The following is a 17,196-nucleotide window of genomic DNA, read 5'->3' as shown; positions in this document are numbered from 1 at the left end:
ATCTGAATGTGCCCCCTGTGAAGCGGGAGCACAAAAAGAAAAGGAAAATTAAACCAGCGCGTTAGGGCAGGTTTCACCGGCCTCCACCTGGCGCAGGTTATCAAGCGTTGTTTGTGAAATACTGATCAACGCCTCCGCAGTCAGGAACGCCTGGTGGCCGGTAAACAGCACGTTGTGGCAGGCGGAGAGGCGGCGGAACACATCGTCCTGAATCACGTCGTTGGACTTATCTTCAAAGAACAGATCGCGTTCGTTCTCATACACATCCATTCCCAGTGCGCCAATTTTCTGGTGCTTCAGGGCATCAATCGCCGCCTGCGAATCGATCAGCGCGCCACGGCTGGTGTTGATGATCATCACCCCGTCTTTCATTCGCTCGAAGGCGGCTTTATTCAGCAGATGATAGTTTTCATCGGTCAGCGGGCAGTGCAGGGAGATAACATCGGACGCTTTGTAGAGCGTGTCAAGATCGACGTACTCGACCCCCAAATCCAGCGCCGCGGCGCTTGGGTACGGGTCAAAAGCCAGCAGCCGCATGCCAAAACCTTTAAGAATACGCAGCGTGGCAACGCCGATTTTACCGGTACCGATAACCCCCGCGGTTTTACCGTGCATGGTGAAACCGGTTAACCCTTCAAGGGAGAAGTTGGCGTCGCGGGTACGCTGGTAGGCGCGGTGGATGCGGCGATTCAGCGACATCATCATGCCGATGGCGTGTTCCGCGACCGCTTCCGGTGAATAGGCCGGTACACGTACCACGCGGAAGCCGAGTTCTTTAGCGGCATCAAGATCGACGTTGTTGAAGCCAGCGCAACGCAGCGCAATGAACTTCACGCCGTGCGCCTTCAGTTCTTCAAGTACCGGGCGGCTACCGTCATCGTTAACGAAGATGCACACGGCTTCGCAGCCGTTGGCGGTCTTAGCGGTCTTTTCGGTTAGCAGAAAGTCAAAAAAATCGAGTTCAAAGCCGTATGCTTCATTAACCTGCTGCAGGTATTTCTTATCGTATTGCTTCGTACTGTATACCGCAATTTTCATAATATTTTTCTCCAGTGATAATACCGTCACGGTAGCATAATTAAAATATACGTACAAATATTAAAAATAAGTTTAATCATCCGCTTATAGTGATAATTCTAGAGCATAACGAGGGGTTAAGAAATCGCGTTAAAAGACAAGATGTTCAGTAAAAGCCGAGGCTCAATGCTCCCGGCGCCAGCAGGATTAGCGGCCAGAGCAATCCGGAACTGACGTTAGCGATCTGAAAGTGTCGCAGTGGCGTTCCGCTGGCGCCGGTCACCACCGGGACAGTTGCCCGCAGCGGGGAGAGAAAACGGCTAAAAAAAACCGCCCAGGCACCGTGGCGACATAGAAAGAACTGCGCGCGCGCGAGACGTCCGGCGCTGAGCCAGCGGATACGATACACATGGTGCCGATAGCGGCGCCCCAGCAACCATGAGAGCCAGAATCCACCGATTGCGCCGAGGCTGGCGCTAAGCCACATTAATACGAAATGCCCTACGCTGGCGGAGGCCAGCGTGCCGAGCAACAGCAGACCGGAGGTGCCAGGAATCAGCAGCGAAATGGCGGCACAGGATTTACTCAAGGTCAGCAGGAAAACCATCAGTAAGACCAGTGAATAATGATCCTGAGCGTACGCCATCAGTGAAATAATCAACGCCACAGCACAATCCGTTTATGACCGCAGGATTAACGAGTGTCGCAGGAGAACACTAAACCCCGGCTCAATAAGCTGCTGGAGAATCATATGGGGGAGACTACGCTTAAATGGGATGGAAACTTTAACTCACAGGTCGAACGTGCCACAATGACGGCCTCTCGGCTTTTACTTATTTCTAATCAGGATATTAGCTGCCCATGAAGGGTAAATATAAAGCCGCCATCGCGCTGTTACTCGCACTTGTATTGCTGCCACTGGCTTTGCTGTTGACGCTCACCCATTGGGTGCCCACCCTGGCGGGCATCTGGTTGCCCGCGGGAACCCGGATCGCTTTTGACGAAAGCCCGCGCCTGACGCGCTCCTCGCTGCGTATTCCTGATTTGCGTTATCTGGTTGGCGACTGCGAAATTGCTCACGTTGCTAATGCCGAACTTTCCCGTCCCAGCCGCTGGCGTTTACATATCGCTGAACTGGATATTAATAGCGCTTGTCTGAATAAACTGCCGGAAAGCGAAGTGACGTCCGACGCGCCGAAAACCCTCGCCGAATGGCAATCGATGCTGCCCTACAGCTGGCTGACGATTGAAAATTTGCGCTTGTCGCCGTGGGAGAAATGGCAGGGGCGGCTGGTGATGTCGCTCACACCACATCAACAGGATATCGGTTATAGCGGAAAAGCGCTTTCTCTCCAGGCGCGACTGCGCGGTCAGACACTCACCGTCAGCGATTTCTCCGCGCGGCTGGTGGACGATCAGGCGCCGGTAAAGCTGGTGGGTGAGTTCCATATGCCGCTGATACCGAACGGTTTTCCGGTCGATGGCCAGTTATTCAGTACGTTCGCGTTTCCGCAAAACCCTGGTCTGGTGGATGCCGAACTGATGTGGCAGGCGAATCGTGGGCAGTTGCTGGTGACGCGGCGCGGTGAGGTGGAGCCCATGCTCGACCTGCCGTGGGAAATTACCCCGGATCGTATCGCTATCAGCGATGGGCGCTGGCATACCGACTATGCGGGTAACACTCTGAGCGGGCGTGTCGCGTTTTCTGTTGGCAACTGGCAGCAGGGAACCGAGCAGATGCAGGTGAGCGGGCGGCTTAACGTGCTCACGCAGGGGAAAGCGGGTAAAGGCAATGTGGTGCTCAATATTGGCCCCGGTAAACTCAGTATGGACGGTAGCGACATGCCGCTACAGATAACCGGGGACGCTAAATTCGGCGATCTGATTTTTTATGCCAGGCTGCCCGCGCATCTGAGCGGCCCGCTGACGGCGCCAGAGCTTGCTTTCCACCCTGGCGCGCTGCTGCGCTCACGGGGAAGCGTCATTGATTCGCTCAATATTGATGAAATCCGCTGGCCGCTGGCGGGCGTCAACGTTACCCGCGAGGGCGTGGATGGCCGTTTGCAGGCCATCCTGCGCGCCCATGAACAGAAAATGGGCGGCTTTACGCTGCATCTTGACGGTCAGGCGGACAATTTTATGCTCGATCGTGGCCGCTGGCAGTGGCGTTACTGGGGGGAAGGGTATTTTACGCCAATGCAGGCGCGCTGGGATGTCAAAGGGGCAGGTCAATGGGCCGACAGCGCTATCGTACTCAATAGTCTGTCGACCGGCTTTGATAAGCTACAATATGGCACCATGCTGGTGAGTTCCCCGCGTCTGACGCTGGATGAGCCGATTCAGTGGCTGCGTGATGCGCAGCATCCAAAACTGACTGGCGTGCTATCGCTGGATGCCGGAAAAACCACCTTCAGCGGCGGCAGCGAGCTACCGCCCTCGACGCTTAAATTTCAAATCAATGGTCGCGATCCCACCGGGTTTCAGTTTCGCGGTTCTCTGCAGGCGCAAAACATTGGTCCCGTGCGCGTCGCCGGACGCTGGGACGGCGAACGCCTGCGCGGCGAGGCGTGGTGGCCGAGACAGTCATTAACCGTCTTCCAGCCGCTGGTGCCGCCGGAGTGGAAAATGAACCTGCGGGAAGGCACCCTTTATGCTCAGGTGGCGTTTTCCGCCGCCGCCGATCAGGGGTTTGAAGCAGGTGGCCACGGGGTGCTCAAAGGCGGTAGCGCCTGGATGCCGGATAGCCAGATTAATGGCGTCGATTTTGTGCTGCCGTTCCGCTTTAGCGACGGTACCTGGCAACTTGGCACCCGCCGTCCGGTATCGTTGCGTATTGGCGATATCATCAACCAGTTTACCGCCCGCAATCTGACCGCGGACCTTCAGGGCGCCTATCCCTGGCGCGAGGACGCTCCCCTGCAATTAAGCAATGTCAGCGTTGATATTCTCGGCGGCAAGCTGACGATGCAGCAATTGCGGATGCCGCAGCACGATCCGGCGCTGCTGCGTCTGCAAAATATCTCCAGCAGCGAGTTAATCAGCGCGCTTAAAGTGAAGCAGCTCGCCATCTCCGGGCCGTTTAACGGTGCGCTGCCGCTGTGGCTGGATAATGATAAATGGATTATTAAAGATGGCTGGTTCCATAATCCCGGCCCGATGACCATCCGCCTGGATAAAGACACCGCCGATGCGCTGGTGGCTGACAATGTCTCCGCCGGGGCGGCGATTAACTGGCTGCGTTATATGGAAGTGGCCAACTCGTGGACGCGCATTAATCTTGATAATCTCGGTATGTTGACGCTGAAGGCGACGATTAGCGGCACCAGCCGGGCAGAGGGCAAAAGCAATACGGTGCGCTTAAACTATTCCCATGAAGAGAATATGTTTGACCTGTGGCGCAGCCTGCGTTTTGGCGACAATCTGCAGGCGTGGCTTGAACAGAACGCCAGGCTGCCCGTACCGCGCTGTCAGGACAGTCACACCTGTAAGGAACACCAGTAATGATCAAACTACTCACCGCTTTTCTGGCAATCATGCTGCTGGCGGGCTGTACGCCGCGCATTGAAATCGCGGCATCAAAGGAGCCAATCACCATTAACATGAATGTTAAAATTGAGCATGAAATTCATATTAAGGTGGATAAGGACGTTGAGAATTTGCTCAAATCGCGGAGCGATCTATTCTGAGGCGATGATGAGAACAGGACTGATAATCGCAATACTGGCGTGTGCGCTGTTCAGCACTCAGGCGCTGGCGCTGACCCTGAGCGAAGCGCGGCAACAGGGGCGGGTGGGTGAAACATTCGACGGCTATCTTGCGCCGCTGCGTCAGGATCAAGAAACCCTGGCGCTGGTTAAGCAGATCAACGCCGCCCGCCGCGACAGCTATCAGCAACTGGCGGATGACAACAGTCTGTCGGTGGATCAGGTAGCGAAAATGGCCGGGCAGAAGCTGGTCGCCAGGGCGCAGCCAGGGGAATATGTGCAGGGCATCAACGGCAAATGGCTGCGGAAAGAGTGATCTTGTGGTGAAAGTCTGAGGTTCTTTGCTCATTGGCTGATGTGTTTCAGTCAAATCATGTCGCCTCTCTTGGTTCTTCATCATTTTGGGTACTCAGGTAAACGACGAACCCGCATAAAAACCGCAGTTACTGGCTTAACTGCGGGTATTGCCTGATGCTAATCCAGCAATGACGGATCGGCGTCGATCATTATCTGCTTCATCTCCTCGAAGTGCTGGCGGGAGAAATCCGCAATGCCTTCCCAGTCACGGGCGGTCTTCTCCGCCACCGCGTCAGACAATATCTTCAGCGGCTGTCCCGTTGACCATGCGGTCACCAGAATCTGACAGGCGCGCTCCAGCGTCCAGATATCGTCGAAAGCTTCGCCAATAGATGAAGCGGTGACCAGCACGCCGTGATTGCCCATCAGCAGGCGGCGCTTATCGGCCAGCAGCGCGGCCAGTCGCGCCCCTTCCGCCGTGGTATCGGCCATGCCGCCATATAAGGTATCGACGGCGATACGGTTGAAATAGCGCGCCGTATTCTGATCGATCGGCGGGATATGCGGCGTCGCCAGGCATGCGATGCTGGTGGTATAAACCGGATGCAGATGCAACACTACCCGTACTTCCGGCAGCCGCTGATGGATTTGCCCGTGAATCGCCCACGCGGTGGCGTCGACATCCGCACGTTGGGCGCAGGTTTCATCATCGGCATCCAGCAGCAGCAGATCGCTGGCGCGGATGCGTGAAAAATGCTTCCACTTTGGGTTCAGCAGGAACTTTTTACCGTCCGCCGACACCGCCGCGCTAAAGTGGTTGGCTACCGCCTCGTGCATCCCGAGGTGAGCGATAATGCGAAAGGTCGCCGCCAGGTCGATACGCATCTGTTCTTCATGAGACCAGGCCATATGATTACTCCGCTGTTGGCATCAGAGTTTTCAGATCCTCTGCCGTCGGCGCCTGGAAGTTATATTTCTTCAGCAGCGCGGCGTATTCCGGCGTAGCGCTGAATTTTTTCAGCCCTTCCTCCAGCGCCGTTTTCACTTCACTATTGCCTTTTTTCACGCCAAAGCCATTAAGCACCGGATAAATCAGCGTCTTAGAGGAGATAACCACCCGATCGCCGAGTTTATCAATGACGCCGCGCGCCACCGCCGCATCGGTAATTTGCGCTTCCACCGCTCGCGACAGCAGCGCCTGGGTCGTTTGCGGATCGGTGGTATATTCGCTGAGCGCAATCGGCTTCAGGCCCTTTTTCACGCAATAATCCGCCGACAGCTTTTGTAACTGCGCCAGCCATGAGGTGGCGCCCATTGAACCAATTTTGTGGCCGCAAAATTCTTCCGGCGTTTTCGGCTGATAGGCGCTGCCTTTCAGGGCGAGGATCGCTTCGCCGCTCTTCAGATAGGGCACCATGTCGATAACTTTCAGACGCGCGGCGGTGATATACATCGACGAGTTGGTGATATCGAAACGTCCGCCTTGTAATCCCGGAATTAAATTCGGAAAACGGGTATCAATATTCACCGCCTCGCGACCCATGGTTTTCGCCAGCCCGGCCAGAAATTCGATATCGAACCCGGCAGGCTTGTTATTTTCCATATATTCATACGGGAAAAAGGTCATATCTGAACCGGCGGTGATTTTCCCCGGCTGCTGGAAGGCCAGCGCGCTAAAAGACGTCAGGGCGCCGGCGGCGCACAGGAACAGGGCGGCAGGACGCAAAGCATTAAAACGTTTCATACAACCTCCAAAGAGTGGGCAAATTACATGCTGGCGCGATCGATACCGGCCTGCTGGACGAAAAAGGATGCGCCGCGTGGTTTTTGCGGCAGGCGTAAATGATTAACGGTACTGCGCACCAGGCCGCTCTCTGTACCCGCAACCAACAGTCCGGTATGAATTCTGGGCAACGGATTTTCGCCATACGGCAGAGCATCTTCTGCCGCATAAACGCTGATAAACAGCGTACGCGGCAGGTCGGTTGCATTGGGACTGGAGGCGTGGAGCAGGCGGGTGTGCATAAAACACACCGAGCCCGATGGACCAAAACAGGCCTGAGGCTGCTGACAGTGGGCCGCTTCAACCGTCTCGTCCACGGAACCGGTAAAACGATCATTTTGCCAGTGGGACCACAGCGGCCCGTGATGACTACCGGGCACCACATTGAGCGGACCGTTTTCCGGCGTCACGTCGCTGACCATCAGCAGGGCGGTGATGATGTCGTCGTTGCTGTGCGGGGTAAACAGGAAATCCTGATGCCATTTCACCTGCGTGGCGGTGTGCGGCAGCTTGGAGTTAATCTTGCTGTGGTGGAACCGGGTGCCGCTGCCGCCGATAAGCTGACCGGCAATCGCCGCCATTTTTGATTCCAGAGCGGCGTGGCGGTAGGCGGCAGAAATCTCTGTGGGCGAACTGACCCGACGCAGAGAGGGATGATCTGCCGCATGGTCGCTTTCAATATCGAAACGCGGGCGACCGTCCAGGGTCTCGCCCCAGGCTTCGCTATGTTGCCGACTCTCTTCGACCCAGGCGTCGAAATCGGCCTGTAACAGCGCGATGTCTTCCGCGGAAAACACATCTTCGACAACCAGAAAACCTTGCTGATGAAACTGTTCGATTTGCCACTGGGCGATCATTATTTTCTCCTTTCGGTAACAGAGGCGTTAAGCCAAAGAGACATCTTTCAGGAAAGCATCCACGCGCGGATGCTGACCGTCGCGCAATGCCTGGGGCGTGTCGTCGCAGACCACGCGTCCTTTTTCCATAAATACAATCCGGTCGGAAACTTTGAAGGCGAAATTCATCTCATGGGTGACGATAACCATGGTGATGCCTTCATGGGCGAGCGATTCGATAACCTGCAGAACCTCGTTAACTTTTTCCGGGTCCAGCGCCGAAGTGGGTTCATCAAACAGCATAATTTGCGGACGCATCATTAAGGCGCGGGCAATTGCTACCCGCTGCTGCTGGCCGCCGGAAAGCTGATGCGGATACTTCCACGCATGCTCCAGCATACCGACTTTATGCAGCAGCTCGCAGGCGTGCTGTTTGAGCTCCGCTTCGCTGGCCAGATGGTGATAGCGAGGCGCCAGCAACAGGTTGCCGAACACCGTCAGATGCGGGAACAGGTTGAAGCTCTGGAATACCATACCGATGTTCTGGCGATGTTCGGCGTTCTCCATAAAGCGCGGTTTCTGCTGCCCGTGGCGATCCAGATGAATAAACGGTTGACCGTTAATGTTGATCTCACCGTTATCTATCTGCTCAAGGCCATTCAGCAGGCGAATTAACGTTGTTTTTCCGGAACCGGAAGGGCCGATAACGGAGACCACTTCGCCCGCCTGAATTTGCAGACTGACCGCGCCCAGCACTTCGACATTGTTATAGGCTTTGTGCAGCCTGGAGGCCTGTAGCGCCGGTGCCTGTGGGACGCTAACGCTGCGCGCCATTGCCGGACGTCGGGCCGTCGCCAGTTGCAGCATTTCCGCATCCACCGGGCGCGTGGTTTTACGCTGGGTAACATCAAGCCAGCTTTCCAGGCGCTTAAGCAGGAAATCGAAGACGGTAACGATCAGGATGTAGTAAAACGCCACCGCCGCCATGGTCTCCATCACCAGGAAGTTCTGCGAATAGAGACGCTGGCCGACCATTAAGATCTCCGTCAGGGAGATAACCGATACCAGCGAACTGAGCTTGACGATGGCGATATACTCATTAGCCAGAGCAGGCAGCGCGACGCGCAGCGCCTGCGGGATCACCACTCGCCACTGGATGCCGGCATAGCGCAGTCCGAGCGCCCGGGCGGCTTCGCTCTGTCCCTTTGGAATTGACAGCAGTCCGCCGCGATGAATTTCCGCAATATAGGCGGCTTCGCTCAGCACCATCGCCAGCAGCCCGGCCCAGAACGGGTCGTTCAGCACCGGGGCGAATGACGGCAACGCCTGCGGCATGTTGTAGACAAAAATCAACAGCACCAGTAGCGGCATGCTGCGGAACAGCCAGATATAGAGGCGGGCAGGGGCATTAAGCAGCTTGCGCGGAGATTGTTTAGCCAGCGCCAGAATAAATCCCAGCACAATACTGAAAGCCCAGGTCAGCAAACTTAATTTGATGACGGTCCAGGTGGCCTGCCAAAAGTCGACATCGCTGAGCAGGCTAAACATATAGTTCCAGTTAAACGTCATGGGCTATTTCACTCGCCATAATTAACGGAAATTACGACGCTCCCGCTACGCGAATAATGTGCTAAAAGGGGGCAGCGCCGAAGGTCATCTTGCAATAACACTATGCTGGCAGTTTTCTCCTGTAGGCAATTAGTAAATTTTTGGCCTTTAAGTTTAAAAAAACTATACAGCGATATTAACTGTAGGGAATTTAACGCAATTAATACGAAACACCACTAAAACAACTTAAAAACAATTGCTGTTATTTTTAAACATAATTAACGATGGAATGGTGATTTGCGCAATATTGGGGCGTGGCGTGAACAAATAAGGTGCATCGTGGCTTGTGGTGGTGCAAGTGGGCACATTTCATCTGAGGAACAACGGGCGAATAAATAGCGTTAGTGACTGTTCATGCATTTTTTAACGCGAAAATTGCATGGCACGATGCTTGCAGGTTGCTTATCGAAAAACTAAGCCCTTTGGGGCTAAGGCCATATTTTATCAATGGTGAGGCTATGAACCGATTTACGCTCAAACAGCTTAAATATTTCGTTACCGTGGTGGAAACGGAGAGTATCGCCGAGGCTTCTCGTCAGCTGCATATTGCCCAGCCGTCGATCTCAATTGCGATCAAAAACCTTGAAAGCACCTTCGATCAACAGCTATTTATCCGCCACCATGCGCAGGGGGTCTCGCTGACCTCAAGCGGCCGGCGCTTCTACGATAAAGCGAAAGAACTGCTGCGGTTGTCCTATGAGTTTGAACAGAATTCGCGAGCGGATAAGGATCTGGTCTCCGGGACGATTGCCGTCGGCTGTTTCGAATCCGTCGCACCGCTGTATATGCCGAAACTGGTGGCGGGGTTTAAAAAAATGTATCCCGGAATCAACCTGCAACTGTACGATGGCGAACAGCATGAGCTGATGCACGGTTTGCATCGGGGCCGGTTCGATCTGGCGCTGGTTTATGATCTGGAATTAGGCCACTCTATTCACAAAGAACTGCTTAATGCCCCGCATAAGCCCTATGCTTTGTTACCCGCGTCTCATCCGCTGGCGCAGAAAAAAAGCGTCACGTTACAGGAATTAAGCCGGGAACCGATGATTTTGCTCGATGCGGTACCCAGTAAAAACTATTTTGTCTCCATATTTAAAGAGAAAGGTTATCACCCGGAAGTCGCCTATAGTTCACCGTCAATTGAAATGGTGCGTTGCATGGTCGGTCAGGGATTGGGCTTTTCGGTACTGGTCACCCGTCCGCTGTGTGATATGACCTATGATGGCGAAAGACTGGTGCAAGTGGATATTGCGGATGATATGCCCGCGTCAACATTAATTATGGCGCATCTTGCGAATAATGAACCCACGCGCCCGACGCAGCTATTTATGGATTATTGTCGCAGCATTGAATTAACGCCGCATCAGTCCTGATAATTGAGTGTATCTGAGTCTGACGTTATTTTTTGTTGTCTTATTTAGCCTCATAAATTTCTATTCAGACGATCGTTTTATAATATTTTACCATTTCATCACACTTACTTAACCTGAGTTCTGTCAATTCCGACGCCTTAGTCGGACAACCGTGCTTGAAGGACACACACATGACAGAGCAGATTACAGAAATCGATACCCTGGTGGTGGGGGCGGGACAGGCAGGCGTCGCCATGAGCGAGCATCTGACGCATCACGGTATTCCCCATTTGGTGCTGGAAAAAAAACGCATCGCTGAGGCCTGGCGCAGCGGCCGCTGGGATTCGCTGGTCGCCAATGGCCCGGCCTGGCACGATCGATTTCCTGGCATGACGTTTCCCGGCTGTGACGCCGACAGCTTTGTCGCCAAAGAGCAGATCGCCGACTATTTTGTTGCTTACGCCAACACGTTTAACGCCCCGATCCAGACCGGCGTCGAAGTCTTTAGCGCAGAACGCTTAAATGGACGTCCGGGCTTTCGTGTGGAAACCTCGCAGGGAACAATCGAAGCGCAGCGTATTGTCGCCGCCACCGGACCGTTCCAGCGCCCGGTGATCCCGGCTATCGCGCCGCAGGATAGCGCGGTACATCAAATTCATTCCGCACACTATTTCAACCCGCAGCAGATCCCGGAAGGCGGTGTGCTGGTGGTCGGCGCGGGCTCTTCCGGGGTACAAATCGCCGATGAACTCCGGCGGGCGGGGCGTGAGGTATGGCTCTCCGTCGGCGCGCATGACCGGCCGCCGCGCCGCTACCGTCAGCGCGATTTTTGTTGGTGGTTGGGGGTATTAGGGCTGTGGGATGCGGCGGCGAATCAGCCCGGCAAGGAGCATGTGACGATTGCGGTCAGCGGCGCACATGGCGGCAATACCGTTGACTTTCGCCAACTGGCGCACCAGGGAATTACGCTGGTCGGGCAAACTCAGGCCTTCAAGGAGGGCAAAGCCCTGTTCCGTGACGATCTGGCGGACAACATTCGCCAGGGCGACGCCTCCTATCTGGCGCTACTCGATGCGGCGGATGATTATATCGCCCGCAACGGTCTGTCGTTACCGGAAGAGCCGGAAGCGCGCTTCTTCCTGCCCGATCCCGATAGCCTCACCCGGCCGTTATCCGAACTCGACCTGGCAAAAGCGGGTGTGAGCTGCATCATCTGGGCAACCGGTTACACCACCGATTATCGCTGGCTGAAAGTGAACGCCTTCAATGAACAACAGCGTCCGCAGCATCATCGCGGCGTCTCCAGCGAACCCGGTGTTTATTTCCTCGGGCTGCCGTGGCTTTCCCGTCGCGGTTCAACCTTTATCTGGGGCGTCTGGCACGATGCGAAATATATTGCCGACCAAATTGCCATTCAGCGCCAGTATCAACATTACCAACCTTGGTCTAACGCCTGATTTGAGGACGCAAAATATGCCAACACATACCCGTATCCGGATGTTCAACACCAAAGAAACTTACCCGAATCAGACGCTCAACAACGATCTGTGCCAGGCAGTACGCGCAGGAAATACCGTTTACCTGCGCGGCCAGGTGGGCACCGATTTTGCCGGCAATCTGGTCGGGCTCGGCGACCCTCGCGCCCAGGCGGAACAGGCGATGAAAAACGTCAAGCAGTTGCTGGAAGAAGCCGGAAGCGACTTGACGCATATCGTCAAAACCACCACCTACCTGATTGACCCGCGCTATCGCGAACCGGTGTATCAGGAAGTGGGTAAATGGCTAAAAGGGGTGTTTCCGATATCGACCGGCGTGGTGGTATCGGCCCTCGCCCAGCCGCAGTGGCTGATGGAAATTGATGTCACGGCGGTGATCCCCGATGACTGGAATGAGAAGGGGGCGTAATGACTATTTCTATCTCTGCGCTGTGCCCGGAGTCAGGTCAACTGGGTATCGCGATTAGCTCATCCAGCATTGCCGTCGGCGCCCGCTGCCCGTGGCTGCTGGCGGGCATAGGCGCGGTGTCCAGCCAGAACATTACGCTGCCCGCGCTTGGCCCGCAGATCCTCGCCGGGCTGGAAGCGGGGCGCTCTTCTGAACAGGCGCTGAAGCAAGCGTTAGGCGACGATCGGTTCAGCGACTATCGCCAGGTTACGGTGATCGACGCCAGCGGCGAAAGCGCCGTTTTCAGCGGCGAGCATACGCTGGGAACATGGCAGGTCGCGCAGGGCGAGAACTGCGTGGCGGCGGGCAATATGCTGGCGAATCCGCAGGTCGTTCGTGCCATGACGACAGCATTTGAAAGCGCAACGGGCGAACTGGCCAGCCGGTTGATTGCCGCTTTGCAGGCGGGAATTGATGCGGGGGGCGAAGCCGGGCCGGAACACTCCGCAGCGCTGAAGATTGTGGAAGATTACGCCTGGCCGGTTGTGGATTTACGCGTGGACTGGGCTGAAGAGAATCCGGTGGCGGAACTGGCGGCGCTGTGGGTGGCGTATGAACCGCAAATGGAAGCTTATATTACCCGCGCTCTGGACCCACGCGAAGCGCCATCTTATGGCGTACCGGGCGATGAGTAGTCGCCTGCGTGAGATCCTCGGACGCTTGCTGGCGTTTGATACCACCAGCCGCGAATCGAATCTGGCGCTGATCGCCTTTATCGCCGATTTTTTGCGCGAACGTGGCGTGACGTCGCAGCTGTTTTACGATGACGAAGGGCGCAAGGCGAACCTGTATGCCCGCGTTGGCCCGTCGGGTTCTGGCGGTGTGATGCTTTCCGGTCATACCGATGTGGTGCCGGTGGATGGCCAGGCGTGGACGGTGCCGCCGTTTGCGCTTACCGAGCGTGACGGGCGTTACTACGGACGGGGTAGCGCCGACATGAAAGGGTTTATCGCCTGCGTGCTGACGTCGCTGGACGCCTTTCTCGCCGCGCCGCTGCGGATGCCGCTGCACCTGGCGTTTTCCTATGACGAAGAAGTTGGCTGTCTGGGCGTGCGCAGTCTGGTGGATTTTTTACGCGCATCGGCGGAAAAACCGGCGCTGTGTATTATTGGCGAACCGACCGAAATGCGCCCGGTCTATGGTCATAAAGGCAAGCTCGCCATGCGCTGCTGCGTGGAAGGCCATGCCTGTCATTCGGCTTACGCCCCGGAAGGGGTCAACGCGATTAGCTATGCGGCGAAGCTGATTAGCCGGCTGGATACGCTGGGCGAAAGCCTCGCCCGGCAGCAGGACAGCCGTTTTTCTCCGCCATCAGGCACGCTGCAGGTGGGAACTATCCACGGCGGCGCGGCGCTGAATATCGTTCCGCAGTCCTGCTGGTTCGACTTTGAAATTCGTTATTTACCCGGTACGCATCCGCAGAGGGTGACCGACGCGTTGCACGCTTATGCCAGCGAACAGCTACTTCCCGCGATGCGTAAGGTGGCCCTGAACAGCGATATTCGTTTCCAGCCGCTGAGCCACTATCCGGGACTGCTGAGCGATCCGCAGTCAGACTTTGCCCGCTGGCTGGCGCAATGGTGCGGTAACGACGCTTTCACGACGGTGGCCTACGGTACCGAAGGCGGCCTGTTTGATGAGGCGGGCGTCGCGACGCTCATTTGCGGGCCGGGCAGTATGGAACAGGGCCACAAGGCGGACGAGTATCTCAGTATCGCACAGGCTGAAAGTTGCATGGCTATGCTGAAAAACCTGTGCGCGTGGATGCGTGCCGACCCTCACGATTCTCTCACCTGATTTATCAACACAGGATGGCGACTATGCAAAACCAGCACTCTGCGTGTATTGATCAACAGACTATCGACCTCTGGCAATCGGATGGCGTGGTGTTACTGAAAGGCGTATTTACGCCGTGGGTCGAGAGCCTGTCGAACGGCGTCGCCGAACTGATGGCGAACCCCAGCGAATATGGTCATGCGCGAACGGTAATCCCGAAGGACGGTTCGGCGCCGTTTTTTCAGGACTATTGCAACTGGGCGCGGATCCCTGAGTTTACTGATTTTGTGTTTCACTCTCCGGCGGCGGAAATCGCCGCGGCGCTGATGCGTTCCCGGACGGCGAGGTTTTTCCACGAACACACGCTGGTTAAACAACCCGGCGGCAGCACGGTGACGCCATGGCACCACGATCAGCCCTATTACTGCGTGGAGGGGCGGCAGAACGTGAGCTTCTGGATCCCGCTCGATCCGGTGGCGGAGGAGATTTCGCTGCGCTGCATTCGCGGTTCGCATCTGTGGGATGAGGCGTTCAGCCCGACGCGGTTTAACGGTTCAAAGCTCTATTCCCACACGCGCTTTAAAGAACTGCCGGATATCGATGCCCATCAGGAAGATTACGATATCGTCAGTTGGGCGCTGGAGCCAGGCGATGCGGTGGCGTTTCATTTCCGCACGCTGCACGGTGCAAACGGCAATTCAACCGCTCGTTCGCGACGGGTCTTTTCCGCGCGCTGGGTAGGGGACGACGCCACTTTTGCCGACCGCGGCGGGGTGACATCGCCGCCCTTTCCGGGGCTGACTTTACGCGACGGCGAGCCGCTGATCGCCGATGAATTTCCGCAGGTCTGGCCGCGGTAGTGGCGACAAGTCTGGCGGGTGGCGCGACATCTGCCCAGTAGGCCCGGTAAGGCGTTAGCCGTCACCGGGCAAAACAGACAATCCGGAATGCAAAAAATATTCTGGCGGTACTGTGCGCCCGCATTGAAGAGTGCTGGCATCTTACGAAGCAGAATGCAATGTATGAAACATTTATCAGCCTGTTCCGCCTGCTACTGCCGCTGCTTCGCGATGGCGACCCAACAGAACTTACGTCCGAACGCTGTTTTCAAATCCGGTTGCGGGAGGTTATGACAGAAAAATTGTCAGCCCGGCGTCGCTGTGGCATTCGTCGTTGAGCTCAGCGATGGCTTCAATACCGTTCGACGCTGCAACTGTTCATACTGTCAAATGCGGGGAACGGTTGCGGTCTCTGCGTCGGCTTCAGCGATTAGTGCCCGGCCAGTTCGTGAAAGAACGCAGGGTTGTCCTGAATAACCGCTAGCACTTTTGCCGCCAGACCTGTCGGATTGCGTCGCCTGGACTCCCAGCTTTTAATGGTATCCACGCTGGTTCCCAGCGCTTTCGCCATTTCAGCCTGGGAAATGTTAAGCTGCGCTCTGATCGCCTTTACATCAGCGACCTCATAGCGAGCGACCCGGGCAGGTGTTTTATTTCCGTTTTTGATATCGACGGCCTCTTCAAGAGACGCTTTAAGCTCGTCAAAATAACCCATTTTAAACCTCATTTTTTAGTCGCCTGGTCAACTTTTTGAGTTCGGCTTTTTCAACTGCGGTCAGGCTATCCTTGGTGCTTTTCGGGTAGGCCAGAACCAGATAGATAATCTCGCGGGTTGCCCGGAAATAAATCACCCGTATGCCGCCGCGTTTTCCCTGTAAACCTGTCGCCATTCTCATTTTTCGTAGCCCACCAGTATTCTGGATGATATCGCCAGTATCCGGGGCGCCGATGAGCGTTCTCTGTAGTGCCCGCAGCTCATCATCGGTGGCAAGCTGTTTTATCTGGCGGGTAAATAGTGACGTTTCGATAAATTCAATGGCATGGCACACGAGAACCCTCCTTACTAAGGTACCATGTACACCAGTATGTGTACATGGTACCTGTCCATGGTTTTTCAACAACGGTAAATTTTGCCATCCGTGACCGGCATGTGTGCGGGTTTGGGGAGTGCCGCTATGGTATAAGTTGCAATTTTATCGTGTGGGAGCGAGTGTTGATTTTACGAGGTGACACGTAAAGGCGTGATGAACTGGGGGAGGGAACTCCCACCGGGCGGTGGGAGTGAAAATCTTATGCTGCAACCACGCTATCGATAGCCGCTTTCGCATCAGACTGCGCTTTAGCCGCCACTTCCGGGCCGTAGGCGATGCCTTCCGCAAATACGAAGTTCACGTCGGTGATACCGATAAAGCCGAGGAAGGTGGACAGATACGGCGTGACCAGATCGGTTGGGGTATCTTTATGGATACCGCCGCGGCTGGTGACCACCACCGCGCGTTTGCCTTTCACCAGACCTTCCGGGCCGGCTTCAGTGTAGCGGAAGGTCACGCCAGCGCGCGCCACCAGGTCGAAATAGTTTTTCAACTGAGTCGGGATGTTGAAGTTGTACATCGGCGCAGCGATAACAATCACATCGTTCGCCTGCAGTTCAGCGATCAGTTCGTCAGAAAGCGCCAGCGCTTCCTGCTGACGCGGAGTCAGCGGCGCATCGCTCGGACGCAGAGCACCCACCAGTTCACCATCCAGTACCGGAATCGGGTTTGCAGCCAGGTCACGTACGGTGATAACGTCCTGTGCATGCTTTTCACGCCATTGTTCAACAAAATAGTCAGACAACTGACCAGACTGAGAGTACCCTGCCAGAATACTGGATTTCAGAACTAATACTTTGCTCATGGGTGTTTCCTTTTTAATGTGATAGACGGGCCGATGCCCTGGTGCTTGTTGACACTGTATTCACAATCATGCCACAGAGAAAGCGCAATAAATCGAACTCACTATTCAATATTTTTGAATAAGGCACAAAATGCGCGGATATGG

Annotated in this window: 18 protein-coding genes and 2 pseudogenes; 11 read left to right on the top strand and 9 right to left on the bottom strand. The window is 55.6% G+C overall.

Annotated features, from left to right (window positions below; translation table 11 throughout):
* Positions 1–48 precede the first annotated feature (48 nt).
* Together ABK821_RS05950 and ABK821_RS05945 are read right to left on the bottom strand one after the other, a co-directional pair.
* Positions 49–1,038, bottom strand: a complete 990-nt coding sequence (locus tag ABK821_RS05950; protein ID WP_138362726.1) for a 2-hydroxyacid dehydrogenase — start codon at positions 1,036–1,038, stop codon at positions 49–51.
* Between the two features lie 145 nt (positions 1,039–1,183).
* Positions 1,184–1,684, bottom strand: coding sequence for a VTT domain-containing protein (locus tag ABK821_RS05945; RefSeq protein ID WP_343178513.1), 501 nt, complete (start codon positions 1,682–1,684; stop codon positions 1,184–1,186).
* Between the two features lie 194 nt (positions 1,685–1,878).
* Here ABK821_RS05945 and ABK821_RS05940 point away from each other — a divergent pair, with 194 nt between their 5' ends.
* The 3 genes from ABK821_RS05940 to ABK821_RS05930 are packed head-to-tail and all read left to right on the top strand — an operon-like array spanning position 1,879 to position 5,037.
* A complete protein-coding gene (locus ABK821_RS05940) occupies positions 1,879–4,518 on the top strand; it encodes a YdbH family protein (protein ID WP_343178514.1) in 2,640 nt (879 codons plus the stop codon).
* Positions 4,518–4,703 (top strand): YnbE family lipoprotein, encoded by a 186-nt coding sequence (locus ABK821_RS05935; RefSeq protein ID WP_138362729.1) that lies wholly within the window; start codon positions 4,518–4,520, stop codon positions 4,701–4,703. The genes ABK821_RS05940 and ABK821_RS05935 overlap by 1 nt, the downstream gene beginning before the upstream one ends.
* A gap of 7 nt (positions 4,704–4,710) precedes the next feature.
* The gene (locus tag ABK821_RS05930) at positions 4,711–5,037 is read left to right on the top strand and encodes a YdbL family protein (RefSeq protein WP_142502421.1); all 327 of its coding nucleotides are present in this window, start codon (positions 4,711–4,713) and stop codon (positions 5,035–5,037) included.
* Positions 5,038–5,195: 158 nt separating this feature from the next.
* Here ABK821_RS05930 and ABK821_RS05925 read toward each other — a convergent pair whose 3' ends face one another.
* The 4 genes from ABK821_RS05925 to ABK821_RS05910 are packed head-to-tail and all read right to left on the bottom strand — an operon-like array spanning position 5,196 to position 9,206.
* A complete protein-coding gene (locus tag ABK821_RS05925; RefSeq protein ID WP_142502030.1) occupies positions 5,196–5,927 on the bottom strand; it encodes a class II aldolase and adducin N-terminal domain-containing protein in 732 nt (243 codons plus the stop codon).
* 4 nt (positions 5,928–5,931) lie between these two features.
* A complete protein-coding gene (locus tag ABK821_RS05920) occupies positions 5,932–6,762 on the bottom strand; it encodes a transporter substrate-binding domain-containing protein (protein WP_138362731.1) in 831 nt (276 codons plus the stop codon).
* Between the two features lie 23 nt (positions 6,763–6,785).
* A complete protein-coding gene (locus ABK821_RS05915; protein WP_343178515.1) occupies positions 6,786–7,658 on the bottom strand; it encodes a phytanoyl-CoA dioxygenase family protein in 873 nt (290 codons plus the stop codon).
* 27 nt (positions 7,659–7,685) lie between these two features.
* Complete coding sequence (locus tag ABK821_RS05910; protein ID WP_142502029.1) at positions 7,686–9,206, bottom strand: amino acid ABC transporter permease/ATP-binding protein; 1,521 nt, start codon at positions 9,204–9,206, stop codon at positions 7,686–7,688.
* Positions 9,207–9,703: 497 nt separating this feature from the next.
* Between ABK821_RS05910 and ABK821_RS05905 the strand changes: the two genes are divergently transcribed.
* From ABK821_RS05905 to ABK821_RS05870, 8 genes and pseudogenes are all read left to right on the top strand, one after another.
* Positions 9,704–10,618: a LysR family transcriptional regulator gene (locus ABK821_RS05905; RefSeq protein WP_138362734.1), complete on the top strand. Its 915-nt coding sequence runs from the start codon at positions 9,704–9,706 to the stop codon at positions 10,616–10,618.
* A gap of 170 nt (positions 10,619–10,788) precedes the next feature.
* On the top strand, positions 10,789–12,054 hold the full coding sequence (locus ABK821_RS05900) for an NAD(P)/FAD-dependent oxidoreductase (RefSeq protein ID WP_343178516.1): 1,266 nt from the start codon (positions 10,789–10,791) through the stop codon (positions 12,052–12,054).
* Between the two features lie 16 nt (positions 12,055–12,070).
* A complete protein-coding gene (locus tag ABK821_RS05895; RefSeq protein ID WP_343178517.1) occupies positions 12,071–12,502 on the top strand; it encodes a RidA family protein in 432 nt (143 codons plus the stop codon).
* The gene (locus ABK821_RS05890) at positions 12,502–13,176 is read left to right on the top strand and encodes a DUF1028 domain-containing protein (protein WP_343178518.1); all 675 of its coding nucleotides are present in this window, start codon (positions 12,502–12,504) and stop codon (positions 13,174–13,176) included. Before ABK821_RS05895 ends, ABK821_RS05890 begins: the two co-directional genes overlap by 1 nt.
* Positions 13,169–14,338, top strand: coding sequence for an acetylornithine deacetylase (argE, locus tag ABK821_RS05885; RefSeq protein ID WP_343178519.1), 1,170 nt, complete (start codon positions 13,169–13,171; stop codon positions 14,336–14,338). The genes ABK821_RS05890 and argE overlap by 8 nt, the downstream gene beginning before the upstream one ends.
* Before the next feature lie 23 nt (positions 14,339–14,361).
* Positions 14,362–15,177: a phytanoyl-CoA dioxygenase family protein gene (locus ABK821_RS05880; protein ID WP_138362739.1), complete on the top strand. Its 816-nt coding sequence runs from the start codon at positions 14,362–14,364 to the stop codon at positions 15,175–15,177.
* 104 nt (positions 15,178–15,281) lie between these two features.
* Positions 15,282–15,437: pseudogene (locus ABK821_RS05875) on the top strand (phenylacetic acid degradation operon negative regulatory protein PaaX); the annotation flags it as partial.
* Between the two features lie 40 nt (positions 15,438–15,477).
* A pseudogene (locus ABK821_RS05870) lies at positions 15,478–15,612 on the top strand (GFA family protein); the annotation flags it as partial.
* On the opposite strand, the gene nadS reads toward ABK821_RS05870, so the two are convergent.
* The 3 genes from nadS to azoR form a co-directional block, all read right to left on the bottom strand.
* Complete coding sequence (gene nadS, locus ABK821_RS05865; protein WP_138362802.1) at positions 15,587–15,871, bottom strand: NadS family protein; 285 nt, start codon at positions 15,869–15,871, stop codon at positions 15,587–15,589. The pseudogene ABK821_RS05870 and the gene nadS sit on opposite strands and share 26 nt — an antisense overlap.
* 1 nt (position 15,872) lies before the next feature.
* Positions 15,873–16,205 carry a type II toxin-antitoxin system RelE/ParE family toxin gene (locus ABK821_RS05860; protein ID WP_142502025.1) on the bottom strand — a complete coding sequence of 111 codons (333 nt, stop codon included), beginning with the start codon at positions 16,203–16,205 and terminating at the stop codon, positions 15,873–15,875.
* A gap of 241 nt (positions 16,206–16,446) precedes the next feature.
* Complete coding sequence (gene azoR, locus ABK821_RS05855; RefSeq protein ID WP_138362741.1) at positions 16,447–17,052, bottom strand: FMN-dependent NADH-azoreductase; 606 nt, start codon at positions 17,050–17,052, stop codon at positions 16,447–16,449.
* Positions 17,053–17,196 lie beyond the last annotated feature (144 nt).

It is taken from the genome of Klebsiella sp. KE9456, assembly GCF_043832615.1.
Classification (GTDB): domain Bacteria; phylum Pseudomonadota; class Gammaproteobacteria; order Enterobacterales; family Enterobacteriaceae; genus Klebsiella; species Klebsiella indica.
The sequence above is the reverse complement of the archived record's forward strand: the minus strand, read 5'-3'. Positions and strand labels throughout refer to the sequence as shown.

Coding starts and splice junctions, on each gene's coding strand:
- ABK821_RS05950 (WP_138362726.1), bottom strand. CDS start 1,038: ATGAAAATTGCGGTATACAGTACGAAGCAATACGATAAGAAATACCTG.
- ABK821_RS05940 (WP_343178514.1), top strand. CDS start 1,879: ATGAAGGGTAAATATAAAGCCGCCATCGCGCTGTTACTCGCACTTGTA.
- ABK821_RS05935 (WP_138362729.1), top strand. CDS start 4,518: ATGATCAAACTACTCACCGCTTTTCTGGCAATCATGCTGCTGGCGGGC.
- ABK821_RS05930 (WP_142502421.1), top strand. CDS start 4,711: ATGAGAACAGGACTGATAATCGCAATACTGGCGTGTGCGCTGTTCAGC.
- ABK821_RS05925 (WP_142502030.1), bottom strand. CDS start 5,927: ATGGCCTGGTCTCATGAAGAACAGATGCGTATCGACCTGGCGGCGACC.
- ABK821_RS05920 (WP_138362731.1), bottom strand. CDS start 6,762: ATGAAACGTTTTAATGCTTTGCGTCCTGCCGCCCTGTTCCTGTGCGCC.
- ABK821_RS05915 (WP_343178515.1), bottom strand. CDS start 7,658: ATGATCGCCCAGTGGCAAATCGAACAGTTTCATCAGCAAGGTTTTCTG.
- ABK821_RS05910 (WP_142502029.1), bottom strand. CDS start 9,206: ATGACGTTTAACTGGAACTATATGTTTAGCCTGCTCAGCGATGTCGAC.
- ABK821_RS05905 (WP_138362734.1), top strand. CDS start 9,704: ATGAACCGATTTACGCTCAAACAGCTTAAATATTTCGTTACCGTGGTG.
- ABK821_RS05900 (WP_343178516.1), top strand. CDS start 10,789: ATGACAGAGCAGATTACAGAAATCGATACCCTGGTGGTGGGGGCGGGA.
- ABK821_RS05895 (WP_343178517.1), top strand. CDS start 12,071: ATGCCAACACATACCCGTATCCGGATGTTCAACACCAAAGAAACTTAC.
- ABK821_RS05890 (WP_343178518.1), top strand. CDS start 12,502: ATGACTATTTCTATCTCTGCGCTGTGCCCGGAGTCAGGTCAACTGGGT.
- argE (WP_343178519.1), top strand. CDS start 13,169: ATGAGTAGTCGCCTGCGTGAGATCCTCGGACGCTTGCTGGCGTTTGAT.
- ABK821_RS05880 (WP_138362739.1), top strand. CDS start 14,362: ATGCAAAACCAGCACTCTGCGTGTATTGATCAACAGACTATCGACCTC.
- nadS (WP_138362802.1), bottom strand. CDS start 15,871: ATGGGTTATTTTGACGAGCTTAAAGCGTCTCTTGAAGAGGCCGTCGAT.
- azoR (WP_138362741.1), bottom strand. CDS start 17,052: ATGAGCAAAGTATTAGTTCTGAAATCCAGTATTCTGGCAGGGTACTCT.